The 21,044-nt window shown below is 69.4% G+C and carries 19 protein-coding genes and 2 pseudogenes; 3 read left to right on the top strand and 18 right to left on the bottom strand.

What is annotated here, in order from left to right; all coding sequences use genetic code 11:
- Positions 1-88: 88 nt before the first annotated feature.
- Entirely contained in the window at positions 89-2,758 is a 2,670-nt protein-coding gene (gene mgtA, locus KME78_RS60605) for a magnesium-translocating P-type ATPase (RefSeq protein ID WP_219539386.1), read from the bottom strand.
- A gap of 882 nt (positions 2,759-3,640) precedes the next feature.
- Positions 3,641-6,556, bottom strand: coding sequence for a pyridoxamine 5'-phosphate oxidase family protein (locus KME78_RS60595; protein ID WP_246654946.1), 2,916 nt, complete (start codon positions 6,554-6,556; stop codon positions 3,641-3,643).
- A gap of 383 nt (positions 6,557-6,939) precedes the next feature.
- On the opposite strand from KME78_RS60595, the gene KME78_RS60590 reads away from it, so the two are divergent.
- Positions 6,940-7,596, top strand: a complete 657-nt coding sequence (locus KME78_RS60590; RefSeq protein ID WP_219539385.1) for a CBS domain-containing protein — start codon at positions 6,940-6,942, stop codon at positions 7,594-7,596.
- Positions 7,597-7,675: 79 nt separating this feature from the next.
- Here KME78_RS60590 and KME78_RS68345 read toward each other — a convergent pair whose 3' ends face one another.
- From KME78_RS68345 to KME78_RS60555, 9 genes and pseudogenes are all read right to left on the bottom strand, one after another.
- A complete protein-coding gene (locus tag KME78_RS68345; protein ID WP_372455133.1) occupies positions 7,676-7,783 on the bottom strand; it encodes a hypothetical protein in 108 nt (35 codons plus the stop codon).
- Positions 7,784-7,790: 7 nt separating this feature from the next.
- A pseudogene (locus tag KME78_RS68340) lies at positions 7,791-7,985 on the bottom strand (hypothetical protein); the annotation flags it as partial.
- A complete protein-coding gene (locus KME78_RS68335) occupies positions 7,955-8,089 on the bottom strand; it encodes a phosphoketolase family protein (RefSeq protein ID WP_372455134.1) in 135 nt (44 codons plus the stop codon). The gene KME78_RS68335 and the pseudogene KME78_RS68340, both read right to left, overlap by 31 nt.
- 73 nt (positions 8,090-8,162) lie before the next feature.
- A pseudogene (locus tag KME78_RS66895) lies at positions 8,163-8,324 on the bottom strand (hypothetical protein); the annotation flags it as partial.
- A 34-nt stretch (positions 8,325-8,358) separates the two neighbouring features.
- Positions 8,359-9,066: a CBS domain-containing protein gene (locus KME78_RS60575; RefSeq protein ID WP_219539384.1), complete on the bottom strand. Its 708-nt coding sequence runs from the start codon at positions 9,064-9,066 to the stop codon at positions 8,359-8,361.
- Between the two features lie 5 nt (positions 9,067-9,071).
- Positions 9,072-9,668 (bottom strand): CBS domain-containing protein, encoded by a 597-nt coding sequence (locus tag KME78_RS60570; protein WP_219539383.1) that lies wholly within the window; start codon positions 9,666-9,668, stop codon positions 9,072-9,074.
- Between the two features lie 2 nt (positions 9,669-9,670).
- Positions 9,671-10,354 carry a CBS domain-containing protein gene (locus tag KME78_RS60565; RefSeq protein ID WP_219539382.1) on the bottom strand — a complete coding sequence of 228 codons (684 nt, stop codon included), beginning with the start codon at positions 10,352-10,354 and terminating at the stop codon, positions 9,671-9,673.
- A complete protein-coding gene (locus KME78_RS60560; protein WP_308127585.1) occupies positions 10,351-10,605 on the bottom strand; it encodes an acetate--CoA ligase family protein in 255 nt (84 codons plus the stop codon). The genes KME78_RS60565 and KME78_RS60560 overlap by 4 nt, the downstream gene beginning before the upstream one ends.
- A gap of 116 nt (positions 10,606-10,721) precedes the next feature.
- Positions 10,722-11,678, bottom strand: coding sequence for an Acg family FMN-binding oxidoreductase (locus KME78_RS60555; protein WP_219539381.1), 957 nt, complete (start codon positions 11,676-11,678; stop codon positions 10,722-10,724).
- Between the two features lie 212 nt (positions 11,679-11,890).
- Between KME78_RS60555 and KME78_RS60550 the strand changes: the two genes are divergently transcribed.
- A complete protein-coding gene (locus KME78_RS60550) occupies positions 11,891-12,877 on the top strand; it encodes an Acg family FMN-binding oxidoreductase (protein ID WP_219539380.1) in 987 nt (328 codons plus the stop codon).
- A 36-nt stretch (positions 12,878-12,913) separates the two neighbouring features.
- Here the strand turns inward: KME78_RS60550 and KME78_RS60545 are convergent, their stop codons facing one another.
- A complete protein-coding gene (locus KME78_RS60545; protein WP_219539379.1) occupies positions 12,914-13,231 on the bottom strand; it encodes a CBS domain-containing protein in 318 nt (105 codons plus the stop codon).
- A gap of 282 nt (positions 13,232-13,513) precedes the next feature.
- On the opposite strand from KME78_RS60545, the gene KME78_RS60540 reads away from it, so the two are divergent.
- A complete protein-coding gene (locus KME78_RS60540) occupies positions 13,514-14,014 on the top strand; it encodes a hypothetical protein (protein WP_246654945.1) in 501 nt (166 codons plus the stop codon).
- Between the two features lie 290 nt (positions 14,015-14,304).
- Here the strand turns inward: KME78_RS60540 and KME78_RS60535 are convergent, their stop codons facing one another.
- From KME78_RS60535 to KME78_RS60510, 6 genes are all read right to left on the bottom strand, one after another.
- Complete coding sequence (locus KME78_RS60535; RefSeq protein WP_219539377.1) at positions 14,305-15,180, bottom strand: universal stress protein; 876 nt, start codon at positions 15,178-15,180, stop codon at positions 14,305-14,307.
- Between the two features lie 172 nt (positions 15,181-15,352).
- Positions 15,353-18,043, bottom strand: coding sequence for a formate dehydrogenase subunit alpha (fdhF, locus tag KME78_RS60530; protein WP_308127584.1), 2,691 nt, complete (start codon positions 18,041-18,043; stop codon positions 15,353-15,355).
- Positions 18,040-19,635, bottom strand: coding sequence for an NAD(P)H-dependent oxidoreductase subunit E (locus KME78_RS60525; protein WP_246654944.1), 1,596 nt, complete (start codon positions 19,633-19,635; stop codon positions 18,040-18,042). Before KME78_RS60525 ends, fdhF begins: the two co-directional genes overlap by 4 nt.
- 89 nt (positions 19,636-19,724) lie before the next feature.
- A complete protein-coding gene (locus KME78_RS60520) occupies positions 19,725-20,081 on the bottom strand; it encodes an adenine nucleotide alpha hydrolase family protein (RefSeq protein WP_219539374.1) in 357 nt (118 codons plus the stop codon).
- Positions 20,075-20,344 (bottom strand): DUF1876 domain-containing protein, encoded by a 270-nt coding sequence (locus KME78_RS60515; RefSeq protein WP_219539373.1) that lies wholly within the window; start codon positions 20,342-20,344, stop codon positions 20,075-20,077. The genes KME78_RS60520 and KME78_RS60515 overlap by 7 nt, the downstream gene beginning before the upstream one ends.
- Positions 20,345-20,502: 158 nt before the next feature.
- Positions 20,503-21,044: cation transporting ATPase C-terminal domain-containing protein (locus KME78_RS60510; protein WP_219539372.1), on the bottom strand; the 542-nt coding region annotated here is incomplete at its 5' end.

Genomic DNA, 21,044 nt, shown 5'->3' with positions numbered 1-21,044 from the left:
TTCGTGGCGGCGGGATGTGTAACGCGGTCGGCACTGACAGGTGGGGTAATCCGCGGGCTGGTCTGATCAAGGAGCGGCTGTTGGTTGGCTATTGCCCGGCGGGCGCCGTCTTGGCTTTGCGCGGCAAGGAGGTGCTCGCGACGGTGAAGCGGCTGGCTCTGCGGTGGATGCGATGAGCATGCGGCGGTTCGCGGTGGCGCGCGACCTCGGGGGCGGTGCGGTAGAACCAGCGTTTGCCGAGCTCGATGAGGGCCAGGTAGATGATCACCAGGGTGACCAGGGTGAGAAAGAACAGGCCGGGCAAGGGCTGGAAGCCGAGAGCGTTGGCGAGCGGGGTCGATGGCAGCAGGGCGCCGACAGTGACGACGCCGAGGGCGGCCAGCAGCAGGGGGAGGCTGGGGTGGCTGCGGAAGAACGGGATGCGGCGGGTGCGGATGGCGAAGATCACCAGCGTTTGGGTGGCCAGGCATTCTACGAACCAGCCGCTGCGGAACAGCGGCGGGCCTGCGTGGAAGACCTGCAGCATGATGGCGAAGGTGGCGAAGTCGAACAGGGAGCTGATCGGCCCGAAGAACAACATGAAGCGGCGGATCAGCCGGACGTCCCAGCGGGAGGGGCGGAACAGTTGCTCGGGGTCGGCGTTGTCGGTGGGAATGGCCAGCTGGCTGGTGTCGTACAGCAGGTTGTTGAGCAGGATCTGCGAGGGCAGCATCGGCAGGAAACCCAGCAGCAGTGAGGCGCCCGCCGCGCTGAACATGTTGCCGAAGTTGCTGGAAGTGCCCATCAGGACGTACTTCATGGTGTTGGCGAAGATCCGGCGTCCTTGCACGACGCCGTCGGCGAGGATGGCGAGGTCTTTTTCCAGCAGGAGCACATCGGCGGCGTCTTTGGCGACGTCGGTGGCCGAGTCAACCGAGATGCCCACGTCGGCGGCGTGCAGGGCGATGGCGTCGTTGACGCCGTCGCCGAGGAAAGCCACATCCAGGCCGCTTCGCCGCTGCAGGCGCACGATGCGGGCCTTGTGCTCCGGGCTGATCCGGGCGAACACGGTGGTCTTGTCGATCAGCTCGGCCAGCCGGGTGTCGTCGGTGGCCTCGACGTCGGCCCCGGTGAGCACCTGTGCGGCGGGCAGGCCGAGGTCGGCGCAGACCTTCGCGGCCACGGCCGGGTTGTCGCCGGTGAGAACCTTGACGGTGATGCCGAGCTCGGCCAGGCGTCGCAGGGCCTCGCGGGCGCCCGCCTTGGACGGGTCGAGAAACACCAGCAGGCCACGGAAGACCAGATCGCGTTCGTCGGCGGGCGTCAGCGTGGTCGTGCCGGGGGCGTCTCGGGTGGCTACGGCGACCACCCGGTTGCCGGCGGCGAATTCCGCCTCTAGCGCGGCGGCGCCCTGCGCGGGGACGTCGGCGCATCGGGCCAGGACGGCTTCCGGCGCACCCTTGCTGATGATCAGGCGGTGGCCGTCGTCACGTTCGACCAGGACCGAGACGATCCGCCGCTCGTGGTCGAAGGGTACAAGGACCAGCCGCCGATAGCGGCCCAGTTGCTCGCGTACGGTGGCAGCGGCGGGCGAGTTCCACAGGGCCAGGTCCAGCGCGTTGCCGCCGACCACCTGTCCGCCGCCGGGATCGGTGATGGCCTCGTCGCACAGCAGGCCGAGCCCCAGCGGCTCCTCGCCGACGTGTCCGGCCGCGTCCAGGGCGCGCATGAAGCTGATGCGGCCCTCGGTGAGGGTGCCCGTCTTGTCGGTGAACAGCACCTCGACGTCACCCAGGTCCTCGATGCACACCAGGCGCTTGACGAGCACCTTGTGCCGGGCCAGCCGCCGGCTGCCGGCGGCCAGGCTGGTGGAGACGACCGCCGGCAGCAACTGCGGGGAGATGCCCACCGCGATCGCCAGCGAGAACAGCAGCGCGTCGACGACCGGCCGCTGTAAGACCACGTTGATGATGAAGATCGTGCTGGTGAGCACGGCGGCGACGCGCACCAGCAGCATGGAGAAGCGGCGCAGCCCCGTCTGGAACTCGGTCTCGGGGTGACGCTCGCCAAGCGCGAGCGCGATCTTTCCGAAGGCGGCGCGGCCCCCGGTGGCCACCACGACGCCGGTGCCCGAGCCCTCGCGTACGACGGTGCCCATCAGCGCGCCGCAGGTCAGCTCGGCGAGGGCGGTGTTCGCGCCGGTCGGCTTCGTGGCCTTGGCCGTCGGCAGCGACTCGCCTGTTAGCGCAGACTCCTCACATTCCAGGTCGGTCACCGAGATCAACCGCAGGTCGGCCGGCACGATCTCGCCCAGCCGTAGTTCGACGACGTCGCCGGGGACCAGCCCGGTCACCTCCACCGAGCCGGGGTGGCCGTCGCGCCAGACCACGCAGCGATGCTCGATCTGGGATTGCAGCGCCTCGGCGGCCTTCTCCGCGCGAAACTCATTGACGAAGCCCAGCCCGACCGAGGCCACCAGGATCACCCCGATGATCAGCGCGTCTTTCGGCTCGCCGAGGAAGAAGGAGGCGACAGCGGTCACGGCCAGCAAGATCAGCAGCGGTGAGCGCAACTGGCGACCCAGCACCGCCAGCCACCGCGCCCGATGCGAGCGCACGGCGTTGGGCCCCAGCACCGCCAGCCGATCCCGCGCCTGTGCCGTAGTCAGCCCCGTATGCCCGCTGCCCAGCCGGGCCAGCACCTCCTCGGCAGGCAGTGCCGCCGCGTCAGCGACGTCCAGCCAGACGGCATCGCCCGGAGGAGCCGTCGCGACCATCATCCGCCCCCTTGCCTCCCGCCGCTGTCCTTCCCCCAAATCCTGAAGGAGCACTCATGGGTGCGTAAGGGGCCAAAGTCCCGAGCGCCGGAACCCGCGGCCCAGAGTCCTTGGCGGCTTTCCTCCTCGTCATCGCACACCTTCGCGGGGGCCGTCGACACCTTGAAGAACGACAACTGGGGAATCTGTCGCATGGGATACAGAGCAGCGAGGCCAAGAGTACGGCTGGCGGACCACATGAGACGCTGCGTGCGTGGAGAGGAAGGAAAGGTGATCGAGGCCCGCAGGTTCTATCGAGACCCTGGACCGTGATGCCTACCTGGCGCTGCTGTCGACGGTCGTCATCGGTCGTGTCGCCTGGTCGGCATCCGGTAATGATCTGAAGGCCGTGCTGAGCGGCCGGGCCGAAGTCATCACCGACCGTGGACAGGTCAGTCGACTGGAGCAGTTGGTCGGGGCTCCGTGGGCCGCGATGACCGAGCCGGTGTTCGTGCGGTTGCCCCTGCACGTGGTCAGCGGTCGCCGCCTTCCCTTGCACTCGGCCGGCGTCTTCATACAGCCCGTCGAGGAAGGGTGATTCAGGCTCGCGGTGTGGCGTTTGGACCGTGGTGTTAAGAACGTGGCGTTTAGAACGGAAGGGGCCGCCCGGACGGAGTGCGGCGGTCGATCTCCGGTCGAGGTCGTGCTGGCTTCGGGTGCATGGTGATCTGGGTGGTCCGCATCTCAGTCAGCTCCTCTGGCACGTCGTTGGTGTGATGCCAACTCTGCCGCGCCGCCCGGCGCCGGAGCAGATGCGTAAGTCCTCTCCGCGGGGCTCGAAGGACCCTTGGGGATCGGTTGCTTCACCCTTCTGGGAAGGGGACCTTCGGCCCTGGAGCATGACCGTCAAAGGTGGTGGATGCGGCGGCCGGTGATCTGGTGCGGGGTGATGCGGACGTAGAGGTGGCGTTCGCCGCCCGCCCACGGGGTGACGTCGGCGTCGATGACCTCCGACAGCTCGTCGGGCGAGACGTGGTGGGCGGGGCCCTGGACGAGCACGCTCCACCCTTCGCGCTGGGCCTCGTCGATCCGGTCCACCTCGAAGCCGATCTTGATCTCCACGCCTTCCTGACCGGTGCGCAGGTCCTGGTCTATGGGGCCGCCCGACGCGGTGCGGAAGACGATGGAGCCGTGGTGCAGTTTGTAGTTGACGGGCAGCACGGTGGGTCCGTGGGGGCCGTTGAAGGCGACCCGGCCGATGCCGCCGGGCTCGATCAGCTTGAGGCATTCGTCGTGGTCCAGGCTCTCCAGTGTCGGGGCCGTCTTGGCGCGGCCGCGGCCGGGCGGCCGGTCGACGGTGCCGCCGAGGAGGTCGTCGACGGTGGTCTCCAAGGCTCCGGCCAGGCGGTACATGGCATCGGCGGTGGGTGTGCCGGGCTGTTCCTCCAGGTACTGGAGGTAGCCAGGTGACATGTCCGCGCGGTCGGCGACCTGTTCGAGGGTCAGACCGAGCCGCTCGCGGTGATGGGTGATGCGACGTCCGAGGTCGCCGGCGCCTGTCATGGTCGGTTCTCCTTGCTGGCTGGTGACGTTCAGTCTTGCCGCGCCGTTGATGCGTGCCTGCCGGTGGTCGGCGTCGATGAAGAGCTGGGAGCCGCGGAAGCGGATGGGCATGGACAGTACGCCGAGCCGGTCGGGAAGCAGTGGGTTGAGGTGCAGGCCGTCGGGGTGGATCTCCAGGCCCAGGTAGCAGCGCTGTAGGAGGTCGAGGGTGCCGGCCATGGCGCCGAGGTGGATGCCCTCGGCAGTGGTGCCGTGCTGGATGTCCTTGATGTCGCTGAACAGAGTCTCGGTGAAGAAGTGCCAGGATCGGGCGCGGTCGGAGCGGGCGAGTATCCAGGCGTGTACGACGGCGCTGAGGGTGGAGCCGTGGCTGGTGCGGTCGAGGTAGTAGCCGATCATGCGGGGGATCAGGCTGGGTTCGACCGGATAGCCCAGCCGGTTCAGGATCCCGGCCAGCTCGTCGGAGGTGAGCAGGTAGCACAGCATCAGGGTGTCGGCCTGCTTGGCTGCCTTGTAGCGGTTGATGTCGTCGCCGTCGGCTTCGAGCGCCCGGTCGAGGCGGCGCACGCCGCGGTAGCGTGCCCAGTCCAGCTCCAGCAGGTCGGCGTAGCCGGTGAATTGGCTGATCACGCCGTCGTGGAAGTCGACCCGCATGCGGCGGGTGATGTCGTCCCAGCGGGCCCGCTCCTGCGCGGAGACGGCAAGTTCGGGCAGCAGGTCCAGGGTGTCTCGGGCGCGCAGCAGCAGCCACACGGTCATGACGTTGGTGTAGGCGTTGTTGGCCAGGCCGGGCGAGGCGGCGCCCGGGTAGCGCTCGTGGTACTCGTCGGGTCCCATGACGCCGCGGATCTCGTACCGTCTCGAGGCGGGGTCGAGCACGGCCAGCGAGGCGAAGAACCTGGCGATGTCGATGAGCAGCTCGGCGCACCAGAGCGGCATCGAGCCGGTGGCCAGGTGGTATTGCCACACGTTGTAGGCGATGGCCAGGCCGATGTGCCGCTGCAGGTGGGAAGCGTCGGGCAGCCAGCGGCCGGAGGCGGGGTTGAGGTGCAGTGTCTGGGTCTGTTCGCGTCCGTCGCTGGCGCTTTGCCAGGGGAACATCGCCCCGTCGTAGCCGGCGTCCTGGGCCGCCGCCCTGGCTTCGGGCAGCCGCCGCCACCGGTAGCGGAGCAGGCCGAGCGAGGTCTCGGGGAAGCGCAGGTTCAGCCAGGGCAGGACGAACAGTTCGTCCCAGAACACGTGCCCGCGGTAGGCGTCGCCGTGCAGGCCGCGGGCGGGCACGCCGACGTCGAGGTCGGCGGTGTGCGGGGAGAGCGTCTGCAGCAGGTGGAAGACATGCAGGTGCACGATCTGCGAGAGCTCCGGGCCGTCCACATCGACCCGGGCGCGCTGCCACAGCCGCTCCCAGGCCGCCGCGTGCCGCACCACCAGCGTGTGGAAGCGCGGCGCCAGCCGTACGGCGCGGATCGCCGCGGTGCGGGCGTCGTGGACGGCGCAGTCGCGCGAGGTCGCCAAGGCCACGGTCTTGGTCAGCGTGGCGGGTTCGCCCTGCGCGAGGTCGAGTACATGTTCTGTGCTGATCCGGTCCCCTTCGCGGATCACCTCGCGAGCGAGGGTGGCGGTGTCGGTGCGGGAGGTGAGCGCTACGGTGATCTGAGAGGAGCGGGTGAGGGCGGTCAGCCAGGTGAGGCCGTCCTGGTCGCCGGTCTCATGGCCGGTGAGGTGGTCGCCGCGCAGGTCGCGGTAGCGGGCCACGCCGCTGTTGGTCACGCTGCCGTCCAGGGTGGCGCGGACGCGGAGCGGGCCGGACCAGTTCTCGGCGATGAAGGTGGTTTCCAGGGCGGCCAGGCGCGGGTCGGCCATGGAGACCAGGCGGCGTTGCCGTACCACGGTGATGCGGCCCGACTCGTCGCGCCAGCGCAGCGCCCGGTGCAGGATCCCGTGCCGCATGTCGAGTTCCTGGCGGTAGTCCAGCAGGTCGGCCCGCTCGGGGCGGAACCAGTCCGAGCCAGGGGTGGCGAAGGTGAGGGGCAGCCAGTCGGGCAGGTTGACCAGGTCCTCATTGGTCACCGTCCGCCCCGTGACGGTGGAGTCCAGGCGGTCATAGCACCCCGCGGCGTAGGTGCCCGGTGTCCGCAGCTCGCCGTCAGGAGTCGCGCCGCGCGTGGCGAACCGGCCGTTGCCCAGCGTGCACAGCGCCTCGCGCAACCCCTCCGAGGCCGGATCGAAACCCCCGTAGGACAGGACCCATGGGTTCATGACCGGCTCGCGGACACATCACGCACGCCGACGTGAACGCCGCCGAGAAGATCCCCACCGCCGGGAGGGCGGAGCACACACAACCCAGAGCGGGTACGCGGTTTGGCGTGGGCCGGAAAGCCAACCCCCAAGCAACAGCAGCCCAGGCCACCGCCCAGATGAAGCCCGAGCCGGCTGGAACCCCCCGCCCTCGGTCGCGAGGAGCGCTTCAAGCAAGCCATGTCAGGACGCTACCCATGGCGAGGTTGGACGGAACACGACCTCCAGCCCGCTGTCGAGGTGACCCGCAGGTCAGGACCTAGGCCCCAACACAGGGGGACGTTCGCCGCTACCGACCTCCGCCGCTGGAGCGGACCGTGGGAGGTGAAGGAGAGGTGAGAACGATGACAATCGAGGTCAAGGACGTCATGGGACGTGTGGCCATCGCGGTGCTCGAAGACGCGTCGTTCGCCGAGATCGTGGGCGCGATGAAGCGCTTCGCCGTCGGCGCGGTCACCGTGATCGACACCGACCGGCGGCCCGTGGGCGTGGTCTCCGAAGAGGATCTGCTGCTGAAGGAGACCGACACCGTACGGCACAGCGCCTCGATCTTCGAGTCGCGCCATCAGCGTCTGGAGCACCACAAGGCCGCGGGCGTCAAAGCGGAACAGCTCATGACCACTCCGGCGATCACCATCACGCCCGGCGCGTCCGTCCGCGACGCGGCGCGGCTCATGCACGACAAGCGCGTCAAGCAACTGCCCGTGATCGACCCGGTCACCGGGCGCATCATCGGCACACTGCATCAGCGGGACGTACTGCGGGTCTTCACCCGTCCGGCCGCCGACCTGATGGCGGACATCACCGCGCTGCTACCGAATCGCGAGGCGTTCGCGATCGAGGTCGACCAGGGCATCGTGACGCTCGGCGGCAGGGTCGAGCGGAACTCCCAGGCCGTCGCCCTCGTGAAGTCGATCCACGGCGTGGAGGGCGTTGTGGACGTCGTCAGCGAGCTGACCTTCGACAAGGAAGACCTCATCGTCGTCCCGCCCCTGCTCTAGGACCTCCCCTGAAGATGGCTGCGACCACGGAGATGCCCGCCACCGGCTGAGACGGTGGCGGGCATCAGGCAATTGATGATCAGGTGGGCCAGGTCCACTCGCTGGTCTCGGGGAGGACGCGCACCTTCAGCTTAGGCAGATGCTCGCCCAGCAGCGCGGGGGCCGCGAGGGTCTCCAACGTGGGCATATCCGCGGCGCAGGCAGTGGTCGCCGACCGACAGCAGCGCGTTGGCGTCCGGCGGCAGGTAGACCCGCACCACGGATGTCTTCTTGTTGACCACCACGTTCAGGAAACCGGGGTCCTGGTGGGAGAAGCCGTTGTGGTCCTGCCGCCAGACGTGCGAGGACAGCAGGTAGTTCAGAGACGCCAGCGGCAGGCGCCACGGGATGCCCTTCGCTGTTTCCAGCCACCTGGCGCGTGCGCGAGCGAGTAGCTCAGCTCGCCGCCCTCGTGGATGGAGCCGAGTGTCTCCGGCGCGACATGGCTCGGGATGCCGCCGGGGAAGGGAGAACTGCCGGAACAGGCGCTGCATCCCGGCCGCGTCCTGGGAGACGTCCGGATAGCGCTCGGAGTAGGTGCCCTCCAGCCAGGCGTGTGCCACCGCCGCGGTTTGATGTGCTCCGGGCGCTACGGCTCCGTCAGCAGCGGATTGTCCAGCAGATATATCTGGCCCACCGACAGGTAGTACGCCGCGCCAGTAAGCATCGACCTGACCCAGTACGTCCATCAGTGCTCCTCGTGTCACGTCAGATCGACGCTGGTCAGGCTCCGCCCCAGATCGGGAGGTCAACGACGTCGTCGTGCTGCCAGGTGAGCTCGTCGTGGACGGCGACGACGCCGTCGATGCCCTCGGCCATGCGGACGGCGGCGATGGCCTCGGAGTGCTTGCTGACGACCCCGGATAGGGTGACGACGCCCTCGGCCACCTTGACATCCAGGCCCTTCGGGTCGGTCCACATGGCGCTGATCGGGATCCTCGCCAGCACCAGCTCTCTGATCTCCTCGTCGGCGCGGAGGAAGACCTTGAGAAGGTCGCGGCGGCTGACGATGCCGACGAGTTTGCCGTCAGCATCCACGACGGGCAGTCGCTTGACGCCGTGGTGGTCCATCAGGCGGGCGGCCGCCACGACGGGCGAGTCGGGGGTGGTGACGCGGGCGGGGGAGGTCATCAGCTCGCCGGCGGTCTCGCCGATCGACTTGTAGGAGGCGCTGCCCTCACTGCCCATGCTGTGGCGGATGCGGGCGCGGAGCGGGGGCCGGTAGGCCTCGCCGTAGTAGCGCTCCTTGAATTCCTCCTTGGCCAGCAGGTCGGCCTCGGACACGACGCCGAGCACGTGGTTGTCGTCGTCGAGAACGGGCACGCCGCTGACGGCCTTGCTGATGAGCAGGTCGGCCACGGTGTGGAAGGAGGCGTTGCGGTTGACGGCGGCCACGTCGGTGGTCATCACGTCCGCGACGGTCATTCTCATGGCGATCACCTCAGGTGTCTGACCCGGATGATGCCGGGCACGGTGCGGGCGAGCAGGTCGGCGATGTGGTCGGCGTGCTGGTGGGGCGGCCCGCTCAGCTGGGCCACGCCGTCGCGGACGGTGACGTCCCAGCTGGGGCCGAAGGGGTAGTGCTCGTGCAGCGCAGCGATCACGTCCTGACGCAGCTGCTCGTCTGGGCGGGCGAGCATGGCCAGCAGGTCGCGGCGGCTGACCATGCCCACGATCCGGTCTCCCTGTACGACGGGCAGGCTCTTGATCCGCTTGCCGACCATCAGGTCGATCGCCTTGGTGACGTCAGTGGTCTCGGTCACCGTGACGGCCTCGCGGGTCATGACCTCCATGACCCGGCGGGGCGGCGGCTCGGCGGACTGATGCGCGGGCTGTACCGACGCCCGCGGGTCGGGCTCAAACTCGCCGCGCAGCAGGTCGAGTTCGCTGACGACACCGACCAGGCGGTCGGCGTCATCCGTGACAGGCGCCGCGGTGATGCCATGGTCGTGCAGCGTCCGGATGGCCTGCCGCACCGGATCGGTGCGGCGGACGGTGATGGCCGGGCTGCTCATGACCTCACGCACGAGCATGACTACCTGGCCTCCCACTTAGAGTCATCGTGCTTCCAGGTGAGCTCGTCGATGACGTCGACCACGCCATTGACCCGGCCGGTCATCCGTACGGCGATCGCGGTCTCGGTCTTGCGGTCCATCTGGCCGCTCAGCGTAACCACGCCCTGGCGTACCTGGACGAGGACGCCGGTGGTGTCCACCCACAGTCCCCGGTCGAGGATGTCCTCGCGCACTTCGGTGGCGATGTCGTCGTCGCCGCGCAGGAACACCTTGATCAGGTCGCGGCGGGAGACGATGCCGGCTAGGCGGCCGTCCTGGTCGACGACCACGAGCCGTTTGACGTCGTGGGCGTCCATCAGCCGGGCGGCCAGGACGGCCGAGGCCTCGGGCGAGACGGTGATCGGCGGGCTGGTCATCAGCTCGGCGGCGGTGTCACCGGCGGCCTTCTTCTTGCCTTTGGGGTGGCGCAGCCGGGCGCGCAGCGGCGGCTGGTAGCCCTCGCGGTAGAACTGCTCGCGGAACTCCTCCTTGCGGAGCAGGTCGGCCTCCGACACCATGCCAATGACGTGGCCGTCGTCGTCGAGCACCGGGACGGCGCTGATGCCGCCGGTGATCAGGGTCTCGGCGATGTCTTTGAACGGGGTTCTCGCGGTGACCGTGACGGCCTTGGCGGTCATCACGTCGGCGACGGTCCTGCGCTTCATGAGTCAGCCCTTCTCGTCGGCTGTTCCGTTGTCTTCATCACAGCCCCGCCGCCGGGGGCCTGGTAGGGCCGTAAGTCCCAACGACGGTGGTCGTTGGTCAACGCAGGTGGCGTAGCAGCGGCGAGGTCGGCGGACGGCAGGGAGTGACCCTGGTCCCGCGCGTCCATCCTCACGGCGCCATCGGGGGTGACGATGACCGGGTTGAGGTCGAGCTCGGCCACCTCGGGCAGGTCTTCCAGCAGGCTTCCCACTCGGACGAGCGGGTCGGCCAGAGCGGTGACGCCAGCTCCTGCAGCGGGTGGCAGTCGGTGGGCCCAACGGACGTACTCGGGCTATGCCGCCGTCACGCAGCAGTACGTCGTAGACTTCAGATATGGCTGGTCTCCAGTTCGCTGGCCGGGCGGCGCGGGGGGCGGGCGACGTATGGGCCGTAACCGAGCCGGATGATCATCTGTGGGTGGCCGCTCCGGTGACGCGGGTCCCTGCGGTGGCGCATGTCCCGCAGGTCCAGGGGCTGGTTGAGGAACGACGCCGACAGCCCTTGCGAGGTGGCCACCAGGAGCACGCGTTGTAGCGCCTGTCCGGCTCGCAGCCAGTCGAGCGGCCGATCGCCCGGCGTGGTGAGCACCGCCAGCAGCGGGTGCTCCTCGAAGCGGGCCTGACCGGCCCGCCGTCCGAAATCGCGAGTACGCCCGGGCTCCTTGACCGGCCGCGGCCCGTGCACGTAGTTCGGGACGCCGTCGAAGCGGGCGCCGGACATCGTCCACGCGGCCAGCTCCGCCTGGTAGCCGTGGTCTCGGGCCAGCTCGTCCTCGGCCATCGCGGCATAGTCGAGGGTCTCCCCGGCGCAGCGCCGGTCGAGGAGCAGCAGGTGCGCGCCCTCGCGCGAGGCGGCGCTGCGCAGCTCGGCCAATACCGACAGCGGAACCTGCCGCTCGAAGAATGGCTCCCGGCTGGTGCGCCGCACCGGGATCAGGTCGTACAGCTCGCGCTGCTCGCCGGAGGCGGGGGTCGCGTCGGCCATGCGCACGGCCGCCAGCAGGCCGGGCTCCTCGTCGGGGTTCGGCAGCAGCCAGACCAGCGGCCGCCGCCCGGCCACCCGAACCGCCAGGCGTAGGTTGAACAGGGCCGCGCCGCAGCTCACATGCTGGGACCGCCCTCGCGGGTCGCTCACCCGCAGTCGTCGGTCGGGATCGGCCCGCAAACTGATCTCCTCACCGGACACGGCGAAGCGCCACGGCTGGGTGTTGTGCACGGAAGGCGCCTGACCGGCCGCGACGAGCAGCCGCCTGACGCCGGACACGGTGGCGAGTGATGGGGACATGACGCACCTCCCGCCATTCACGCTGTCGTAGGTGCCACGCCCCTCGGCAGTGCCGTACGGCCTCGGCCTTGGCGCCGAAGGTCCCTGTCCATCGGGTCCGCGGGGGTCCGTTCGACGAGGGCTGATGCCTCTAACGGGGTGGGACCTTCGGCCCTGCCCGGTTGCCGTCCTGGCGTGATGGGCTGGGGGCATCACTGATGGGAGGTGCTGTCATGGCCGCTGGCACGGCACCGCATCGGGAGCACGCCATCCAGGCGGCGTTGAAGGCCGCTCGCTGGGCTCCTTCCGTGCACAACACGCAGCCCTGGTCCTTCGGCGTGTCCGGTGAGGAGATCAGTTTGCGAGCAGACACCGACAGGAAGCTGCTGATGGGTGACAGCGCCGGTAGGGAGTTGCTGATCAGCTGCGGGGCCGCCCTTTTCACCATCTGTACGGCGCTGCGGTGTGAGGGTTATGAGCCGTCTGTCCGTGTGCTGCCGGACCCGGACCGTCCCTCGCTGCTGGCCGTGATCAGGTTGGGTGCGGAGGTGGAGGCCGACGAGGACACGCGGGCGCTCGGCGCGGAGATCGAGCGGCGCCGTACGCACCGGGCGGGGTTCACCGACCTGCCTGTGCCTGAGCGGCTGCTCGAAGGGCTGGTCAAGGACGCGCGGAGTGAGGGGGCCAGGTTGACGCCGGTCGGCTCGCCCGTCGCGGTGAGTATGATCGCGGCGCTCACCCAGGCCGCGCAGGCGGCGCAGTCCCAGGACCGGGTGCTCAGCCTGGAGGTGATCCGCTGGGCCCGGCCGCCGGGCAGTGCCCGCAAGGACGGCGTGCCGGCCGAAGGTTATCCGCGCCAGGCCGCCCGGACAGACCCGTACTTCCCGCAGCGTGATTACGCCTGGCGCCACGATTGGGGCAGCCAAGCCGACCAGAGTGCCTCCACGGCCACCGGAGTCGTGGCCCTGCTCACCACCCCTGGCGACACGCGGGAGGAATGGACCGCGACGGGACAGGCACTGCAAAGCATTCTGCTGCACGCCTCCGTGTATGGGGTCAGCGCCGCCTTCCACACCCAGGCGCTGGAGATGTACCACCTGCGTGAGTTCCTCAGGCAGGAGCTGTGCTCGCAGGAGTACCCACAGATGATCATGCGGCTGGGGATCACCTTCGACGACAAGGAATCCGTCCGCCGACCGCTGCCCGACATGCTGGAGTGATCTGGGGATGGGCGTGGCGCCGTCCAGGTGGAACACTCAGCTGGAGGTCATGAGTTCGGCGGCTGTGTCCCCCACCGCCTTCTGCCGGAGGCTGCCTCCTTCTTGCGCCAGTCGGTGGCGTAGCCGTGTGCGCAGCGGCGGTTGGTAATCGTCGCCGTAATACTGTTCGCGGAACTCCTCCTTGCACAGCAGGTCTGCCTCGGACACGACGCCAAGGACACAGGTGCTCTCGTGGACCACCGGCACCGCGCTGATGCTGTGCGCTATGAGCGCCTCGGCGATGTCCTTGAACGGGGTGCTGCTCTTGACCGAGACGACCTGCGTGGTCATGACCTCCTTCACCGTGATCGGCATGTTGGACCCTCCTTCGGATTTTTCTCGATCCCGCAGCCAGGCGCTCCGGCCTGATAGGGGCGGAAGTCCCAGAGCGTCCCGGTCCTTGGTCTGAATGGGGCTGCGGTGACGGTGATGAATCACACCGAAACCGGCGTAGCCATACGAAGTGCCAAAGGTCCCGGTACGGCGGGCCGTACGGCACTGCCCACCGGTCACCGGAAACGGTGTGATCGAGGTGTGAGAAGAGCAGCCAATCCGCACTGAAAGGGGGCCGTCATGGCCGCCACACGTTCAACCCCCATGAACGTCGACGCGAGGGACAACGCCACTCGCCCGGTCGACTATGTCTGGGCGATCGCCCGGATATCGATCGGCTGGATCTTCCTGTGGGCGTTCCTGGACAAGACCTTCGGCTGGGGATTCGCCACCCCCGCCAACCGCGCCTGGATCTCCGGCGGCAGCCCCACCACCGGCTTCCTCAAAGGCACCGGCGAGAACGCGCTCGGCGGCTTCTTCAGCGCGCTGGCCGGACAGCCCTGGGTGGACTGGCTGTTCATGCTCGGCCTGCTCGGCATCGGCACCGCGCTGATCCTGGGCGTCGGCCTCCGCATCGCCGCCGTCACTGGCAGCCTGCTGCTGGTCCTGATGTGGGCGGCCGAACTGCCTCTGGCCAACAACCCGTTCATGGACGACCACATCATCTACGCCATCGTCCTGGTCGGCCTCGCCCTGGCAGGCGCCGGTACCACCCTGGGCCTCGGCAAGCTCCCCATCATCCAACGCAACCCCTACCTCAAGTAGTGCGCCCCGCGCTCGTGCCCACCCTCCAGGCCGGGGGTGGGCATCGCGCTGGGCCGCTCCCCGCCGCCACGCACTCGTTCACGGATCGGGCATAACGGCGAGCCGCCCGCGACCTCGTGCTCGCTCGCCCGCGCCATCGAGAACGAACTTCACGCGCTGAGCCTCGCCTACCGCCTGAACCCCGCCCCGTCTGTGGTCACGCTGCTGCGCCCCAAGGGCAGTCGGCCACGAAGGGCGGCCAAGCGTCCATCGACCGTTACGAAGGCGAAGGCGGCAGACCGGCGCCTGAGCTAGCCGGGCGGGGTTATCGCGACCGGGCACCAGGCTTCGAGCAGTGCGGTCTGAGTGACCGGTCCCAGCAGAAGGCAGGCGGGTGCCTCGTTTCCCCGGCTGCCGAGCACGAGGAGCGTTGCGTCTTTGGCGGAGTCGATCAGTGCGCGCTGGGGCCGCTCGGTCACGAATTCCGTCGTGACCGGTACATCGGGGTGTCTGCGCGCCAGTTGGGATGCGACTTCATGGAAGCGGGCTTCGGCTCCCCTGCGCAGCGCATGCGAATCCACGAAGGGAAGCGGATCCTGCCATGACGATGATCCGCAATCCCCCCAGCAGCACATGGCCGTCACGGTGCCGCCACGCATCGCGGCCTCCTCCAGAGCGAAATCGAGGGCCGCCCGGCTCGCGGGCGAGCCGTCGACGCCGACCACGATTCGGATCTGCCGGCTGCTCGGTGATGGGAGGGGCCGTACGATGATGACCGGCCTGACGCTGTGCGCGGGCACCTGTACGGCGGCTGATCCCATTCGTAGGCCGTCGAATCCTCCCTGCCCGCGAGATCCGAGCACCGTCACCTCCGCCTCGCGTGCGGCCTCCAGGAGTACTGCCGAGGGTGTACCTCTCCCCAGCAGCGGCTGGGCATCTATCTCCGGAGCCAGGTTACGGGCCTGGCGGACGCCATCGTTCACCACGCTGAGGGCGACTTGCTCGATCTGCGCCAAAACCTCGTGCGGAACAGGCCTGAGGGCATAGGGCCAGTGCCAGGCATGGCAGACCAGTAGAGGGAGTCCCCGCAGCCGCGCCTCCTCGACTGCCCAGTGCAGCGCCTGCCGGCTCTCAGACGAATCGTCGTAGCCGACCAGAATGGGCCGACCGGCATATTGCTCGCTCACTGCCGCCTCCCGGAAGAGGAATTCTCTGGCCTTGCCGCATGAGCGTTCCCCCAGCTGATGAGATGAGACCCACAGGCGATGAAACTCTTGGCGCTATCTCACTTGCCCTGGACGGCGCTCCCGGCAGAGGTCACAGGCCGTGAATAGGCATGCTCGGAACAGTCCTCAGCATTCATTTAGAGGTAGAGGGGTTCAGCGCTTTCAGATGTACGGCTGTGACTTTGTATTCGGGGCAGGATGTCACGGTGTCGGCTCGGTCGGAGGTGAGGGTGTTGACCCCGCTGGCAGGGAAGTGGAAGGCGCAGAAGACCTGGCCCGGAGCCATGGCGTCGCTGGTTCGGACGATCAGGCGGGCCTGGCCGTGGCGGCTCTCCACCGCGACCGGGTCGCCATCACGCAGGCCGTATCGGGCCGCGTCGGCGGGATGGATGTCGAGCCGGTCCACGGAGTCGAGGAGGAGATTGTCCGTGCGCCGGGTCATGCCGCCGGAGTTGTAGTGCGCCCAGCGCCGACCCGTGACCAGCACCAGAGGATAACGGTCGTCAGGCTGCTCACCCGGCGGAAGATAGGGCGCGGCGCTGAGCTGAGCCAGCCCATCGGGGGTGGCGAAGCGTTCCCGGTAGAGCGAGGCCTCCCCGGGCCGGTCGGGGTCCGGGCACGGCCAGGCGACAGCGCCTTCGCGGTCGAGTCGTTCGTGAGACAGCCCGGCGAAGGCGGGTGCGAGCCGGCCGCACTCGGCCAGCGCCTCTGCCGGCGTGGAACATCCCAGATCGGCGTCGAGCACCGCGGCGAGCGCGTGGATGATCGCGAATTCGGTGATTGCCGCTCCCGGCGGGTCGAGGGCGGCTCGCACCCTTTGGAAGCGACGGTCGAAGTTGACGAAGGTGCCCTCTTTCTCCAGCCAGGACGCGACCGGTAGCACGACGTCGGCCCTGCGGGCGGTCTCCGACAGGAACAGCTCGTTGCACACGACGAGCGGGCACGTCTCAAGCGCTTGGGCGACGTGCGCGCTGTCCGGATCGGTGGCGCACACGTCTTCCCCGATGACCCACAAGGCGCGCAGTTCCCCCGCGCGCGCGGCGGCGAACATCTCCGGGATACGCATTCCGGGCCGCCGCGGGACCGGTGTACCCCACACTCGCTCGGCCCGGGCTTGGGCGGCAGGGTCCGTCACCTTCCCGTATCCGGGCAGGAGATCCGGCAGCGCGCCCATGTCTGAGGCGCCCTGGACGTTGTTCTGGCCGCGCAGCGGGTTAACCCCGAAGCCGCGGCCGGTCCCGACCGCTCCGCGCAGGATCGCCAGGTTGGCCAGGGTACGCACTCCGTCGGTGCCGTGCAGGTGCTCGGTGACCCCCAGCCCGTAGATGATCGCGGGCTTCTCGGCCTGGCCGAAGAGCCGGGCGGCGGCGACCACGTCGTCGGCGGGGACGCCGGTGATCGCGGCCGTCCGGTCCGGGGAGTAGCCCGCCAGCAGCGTGGTGAGCTCCGGCAGGCCGGTGGCTCGGCGGCGCAGGAACTCCTCATCGATCAGGCCCTCGGCGAGCAGCACGTGGGCCAGCCCGTGGAAGAGGGCGACGTTGGTGCCGGGCCGGGGCCGCAGGTGAACGTCGGCGTAGCGGGCCAGGCCAACCGCCCGAGGGTCCGCCACGACGAGCCGCGCCCCGCGCAGGACCCGCTGCAGCAGGCGCGCGCCGACCACCGGGTGCGCCTCGGCCGGGTTGGCGCCCACCAGCAGCAGGCAATCGGCGCGCTCCACGTCGTCGAAGCAGTCGGTGCCGCCGGACAGGCCGAACGTCGCGGTCAGTCCGGCCGCCGATGGGGCATGGCACAGCCTTGAGCAGTTGTCGACGTTGTTGGTGCCGATCACCACCCGCATGAACTTCTGGAGCAGGTAGTTCTCCTCGTTGGTCGCCCTGGCCGACGAGATCGCCGCCACCGCGTCGGGGCCGCCCTCGGCAACCGCGGCCCGTAGCCCACGGGCGACGTGCTCGAGCGCCTCGCGCCAGCTCACCGGCTCCAGTCGGCCGTCGCGGCGCAGCAGCGGGTGGGTGAGGCGCTCAGGCGAGCGGAGGAAGCCGTGGGCGAAACGGCCTTTGACGCAGGCATGCCCGCGATTGACCGGGCCGTCATGGTCGGGCAGCACCGCGACCACCCCGCCATCGCGCGTGAGCACGTCCAGCGAGCAGCCCACCCCGCAGTAGCCACATGTGGTGCGGGTACGTGCCGGCTCCGGTGTCCTGCCGACGATGGGCAGGCCGGGCTCGGTGAGCGCGCCGGTCGGACAGGAGTCGACGCAGCCGCCACAGGCGACGCAATCAGAGTCCGCCCACAATCCTCCAGTGCCGGGCGCGACCACCGTGTCGGCACCCCGCCCGACCAAGGTAAGGGCGAAAGTCCCCTGCACCTCGGCGCACATCCGCACGCACCGGCCGCAAGCGATGCACAGGTCCCGGTCGAGGTGGACGTAGGGGTGGCTGTCATCACGTCCCCGGCCTCCGAGCCCTTGGGCGGCCTGCGGCGCGATCCCCAACGAGTGGCAGACCCTGGCCAGTTCGCCGCCGCCGGGTCCACCGTCGAGAGCGTAGGACGGCAGAGCCGAGACGATGAGCTCGACCGCCTCGCGGCGCAACGCTCGCAGATCGTCGGCCGCGACCTCGATCGGGGCATCCTCGGCGGCCGGAGTCACGCACGCGGCCACCACCTTTCCGCCGGATCTCACCAGGCAGGTACGGCAGGAGCCAACCGGAGTCAGCCGGTCATCATTGCACAACGTGGGCAACTCACCCCCGGCCGCACGCACGGCGTCGAGCACCGAGGCGCCATCCGCCACCTGAGCAGTCACCCCGTCAACCCGGACCCTCACTGATCCCACCCCGCAAGCCGTTCGCCGTAGGCGCGGGCGAGGCTGCGCACCGCCGCCGGAACTCGCCGCCCGAAAGCACACAGGCTGGCCTCACCCATGACCCGAAGCAGCCGCGCGTACTCCTGGCCGGTCGGCGCACCGGTCCGGACGATCTCCAAGCCCCTGCGGGACCCCACCCGGCACGGTGAGCACGCGCCGCAGCTCTCCGCGGCGGCGAACTCCCATACATGGCGCAACACCTCTTCAGGCTCGACCTGCTGGTCGAAGGCGACCAGTCCGGCATGCCCGAGCGCCGCGCCGCGACCGGCCAGATCCGCCTCCGACAGCGGCACGTCGAGCTGGTCGGCGGCAAGGAAGCCGCCCAGAGGCCCGCCGACCTGCAAGACGGTCAAATCCGAGCCCTCACGCAGGCCGCCACCCAGCTCGACGACGATCCTGAGCACCGGCGTGCCGAGTTCGACCTCGTAGCAGCCAGGCCGGGCGAACCGCTCAGACAGGCAGACCAGCTTCGTGCCTGACTCCGACAATGTGCCACGCGCAGCATAGATGTCCCCGCCGCAGGCGACGATCCACGGGACCGCGGCCAGCGTTTCGACGTTGTTCACCACGGTCGGGGCATCCCACAGACCCCGCTGCGTCGGGTACGGCGGACGCGGCCGGGCACAACCACGCCCGCCTTCAAGCCCCGCGACAAGGGCGGTCTCCTCACCCGCGACATAAGAGCCTGAACCCTCAACCACCTCAACGTCGAGATCGACATCAGTGCCATGGATCCGCCGCCCCAGATGCCCGCCGGCGCGTGCCTGCTCGACCGCGATCCGCATCCGGGCCAGCGCGCGCGGATACTCTGACCGGACCAGCACCACGCCACGGCGGCCCCCGCAGGCGAAACAAGCCAGCGCCAGCCCCTCCAGCACCCGCCCCGGATCAGCCTCCATCAGCAGCCGATCGGCATACGAACCCGGATCGCCCTCATCGCCATTGGCCACCACCACCGTGTCGGGAGAGCTCCGCGCGGCCGCCCACTTGGCGGCCACTGGAAACCCGGCTCCTCCGCGCCCCCGCAGCCCGGAGGCCGCCACCTCGGCAAGGACCTGCTCTGGCGTGCGCGTCCGCACGATTTCGGGCCACACCTGCCAGGCGTCCTCTCCTTCGACGACCCCGGCCAGCAGCACAGGAGCGCCGGTGGCATCGACGGCCGGTATCGGGGGAGCATGAGGTTCCGCGCGGCCAGAGAGCTGGTCGGCAAGCGCCGGGCCGGTGCACGGCGTGTCGCCATCGAGGCAGGCGGGACCGGCATAGCAGTAGCCAAGACACCGGACACCCTGCAGCGAGACGTCCGCATCCGCATCGATGTGACCTGCCGCGACCCCGAGCACCTCCTCTACCTGACGAACGTGTCGACCCGCCCCTGCGGCGAAGCACGCCGCAGCGGTACATACCCGCACATGACGGCGACCGTGAGGAGCGGCCAGATCGGCGTAGAACGTGGCCGGCCCGAGCCCCGCCGCCGCCGGCAGGCCGAACCGCTCGGCGACCTCAGGAGCCCACACCTCAGCGTCACCCTGACCAGCCTTCGCCGCGTCGGACAAAGACTCCAGCAACCGGACGCCAGGACGCCCACGACGCTCGGCCAAGGCGCGAAAAGCGTCGAATCGGCTACCTGACCCCATGCTCCCCATCATGAACTCACGCCCATCACGGTCGCACTCAGGTGCTGGTCATCATTGGGCAAGGTCACGTCCACAGATGTGACCAGCGGCTGGGCATCGGCGATACGCTCGACGAGGGCCAGAACTGGTGACCCCGTCACCACCTCGGTGGTGACGCTGATGCGAGGCTGTGTCGTGCGAGCCTGGAGGATGGCCTCCTCCAGGAGCGCCCCCACCTCGGCAGCGGGCCGCCGCCCCAGCCGGGCCGGGATGGCGTGCGAGATGAGCAGCGGGTCCCGGAGCCGTCCCGCTTCCTTTCCCGCCCTGAGGGCCGTGAGCAAGGAGGCGGGGCAGCCGTCCGCACCGAGGACGACCGGGCTCACCATGAGCGGCTCGGCACGGCAGAATCGGCGAGTTCGGTGATGTCGTGCTGCGTGATGAGGGCCAGTCTCTCGGCGAGATCCGCCAGAGCGCGTGAGGCCGCCAGCTCGTCGCCGATCTCGGATACGGCGGGGTCGGCCGGGTTGCGCCGAGCGTGGCCGGTGCCCGCCAGCCGCGTGGCATCCCTGGTGGTCAGGACCGCCCGCGCGGTGGTGTCGTCACCCTCCTGCGTGAGGTAGATCTGCACGGTCCACTGCCTGGCTTCCATGATCGCCAACCTCCTTCAGCGGCCAATCTGCCTTCACTCCATCGGATGGACTCGACGCATGGCAGAGGCGAAAGTCCACAAGCCGGTCGGACCAACGGCCCTACTGTCGTTCGCCTCCCCTGGCTTCGGAGCACATGCTCGCAGCGGACCCGCGCGGGTCATGCGCGGGATCGATCGCTGTGGTCGGGCTGGTGGGCATGGGCGAGGGCGCCTGGGGGTGGGATGGGCTGTGGTTGGCGGGAGGGGTGCAGGATCCGGTCGAGGCGGACGGCGGCGTAACCGAGGGTGGACAGCGCGGTGACGATCAACAGGTCGCCCAGGGGCAGCGGTTCGGTGCCGAGCAGCTCGCGCAGCGGTGGGACGTACAACCCGGCGAGTTGCAGGATGAACGCGCCGGCGACGGCGAGCAGCAGCATCGGGTTGGCCAGCGAGCCCGGCCTGGTGCGGGAGCCGAGTGCGACGCCGAGCTGGGTGGCGCCGAGGGCGAAGAAGGCCATGCTCTGCCATGGACGTCCCGTCTGGTGGGCCCAGACGGCGACGCCGAGGGTGACGGCGGTCAGGACGACGGCGATGCGGATCAGGCGCTGCCACAGTCCCGCGCCGAGGATGCTCTGGGTGGGCGGCCGGGGTGGGGACGTCATCGCTGCGGGGATGGCCGGTTCGCCGCCGAGAGCCACGCCCGGCAGTCCATGGGTGAGCA

Source organism: Nonomuraea guangzhouensis (genome assembly GCF_019396345.1).
Taxonomy (GTDB): Bacteria; Actinomycetota; Actinomycetes; order Streptosporangiales; family Streptosporangiaceae; genus Nonomuraea; species Nonomuraea guangzhouensis.
Note: the sequence above shows the minus strand (reverse complement) of the source record. Positions and strands in the feature narration are given on the sequence as shown.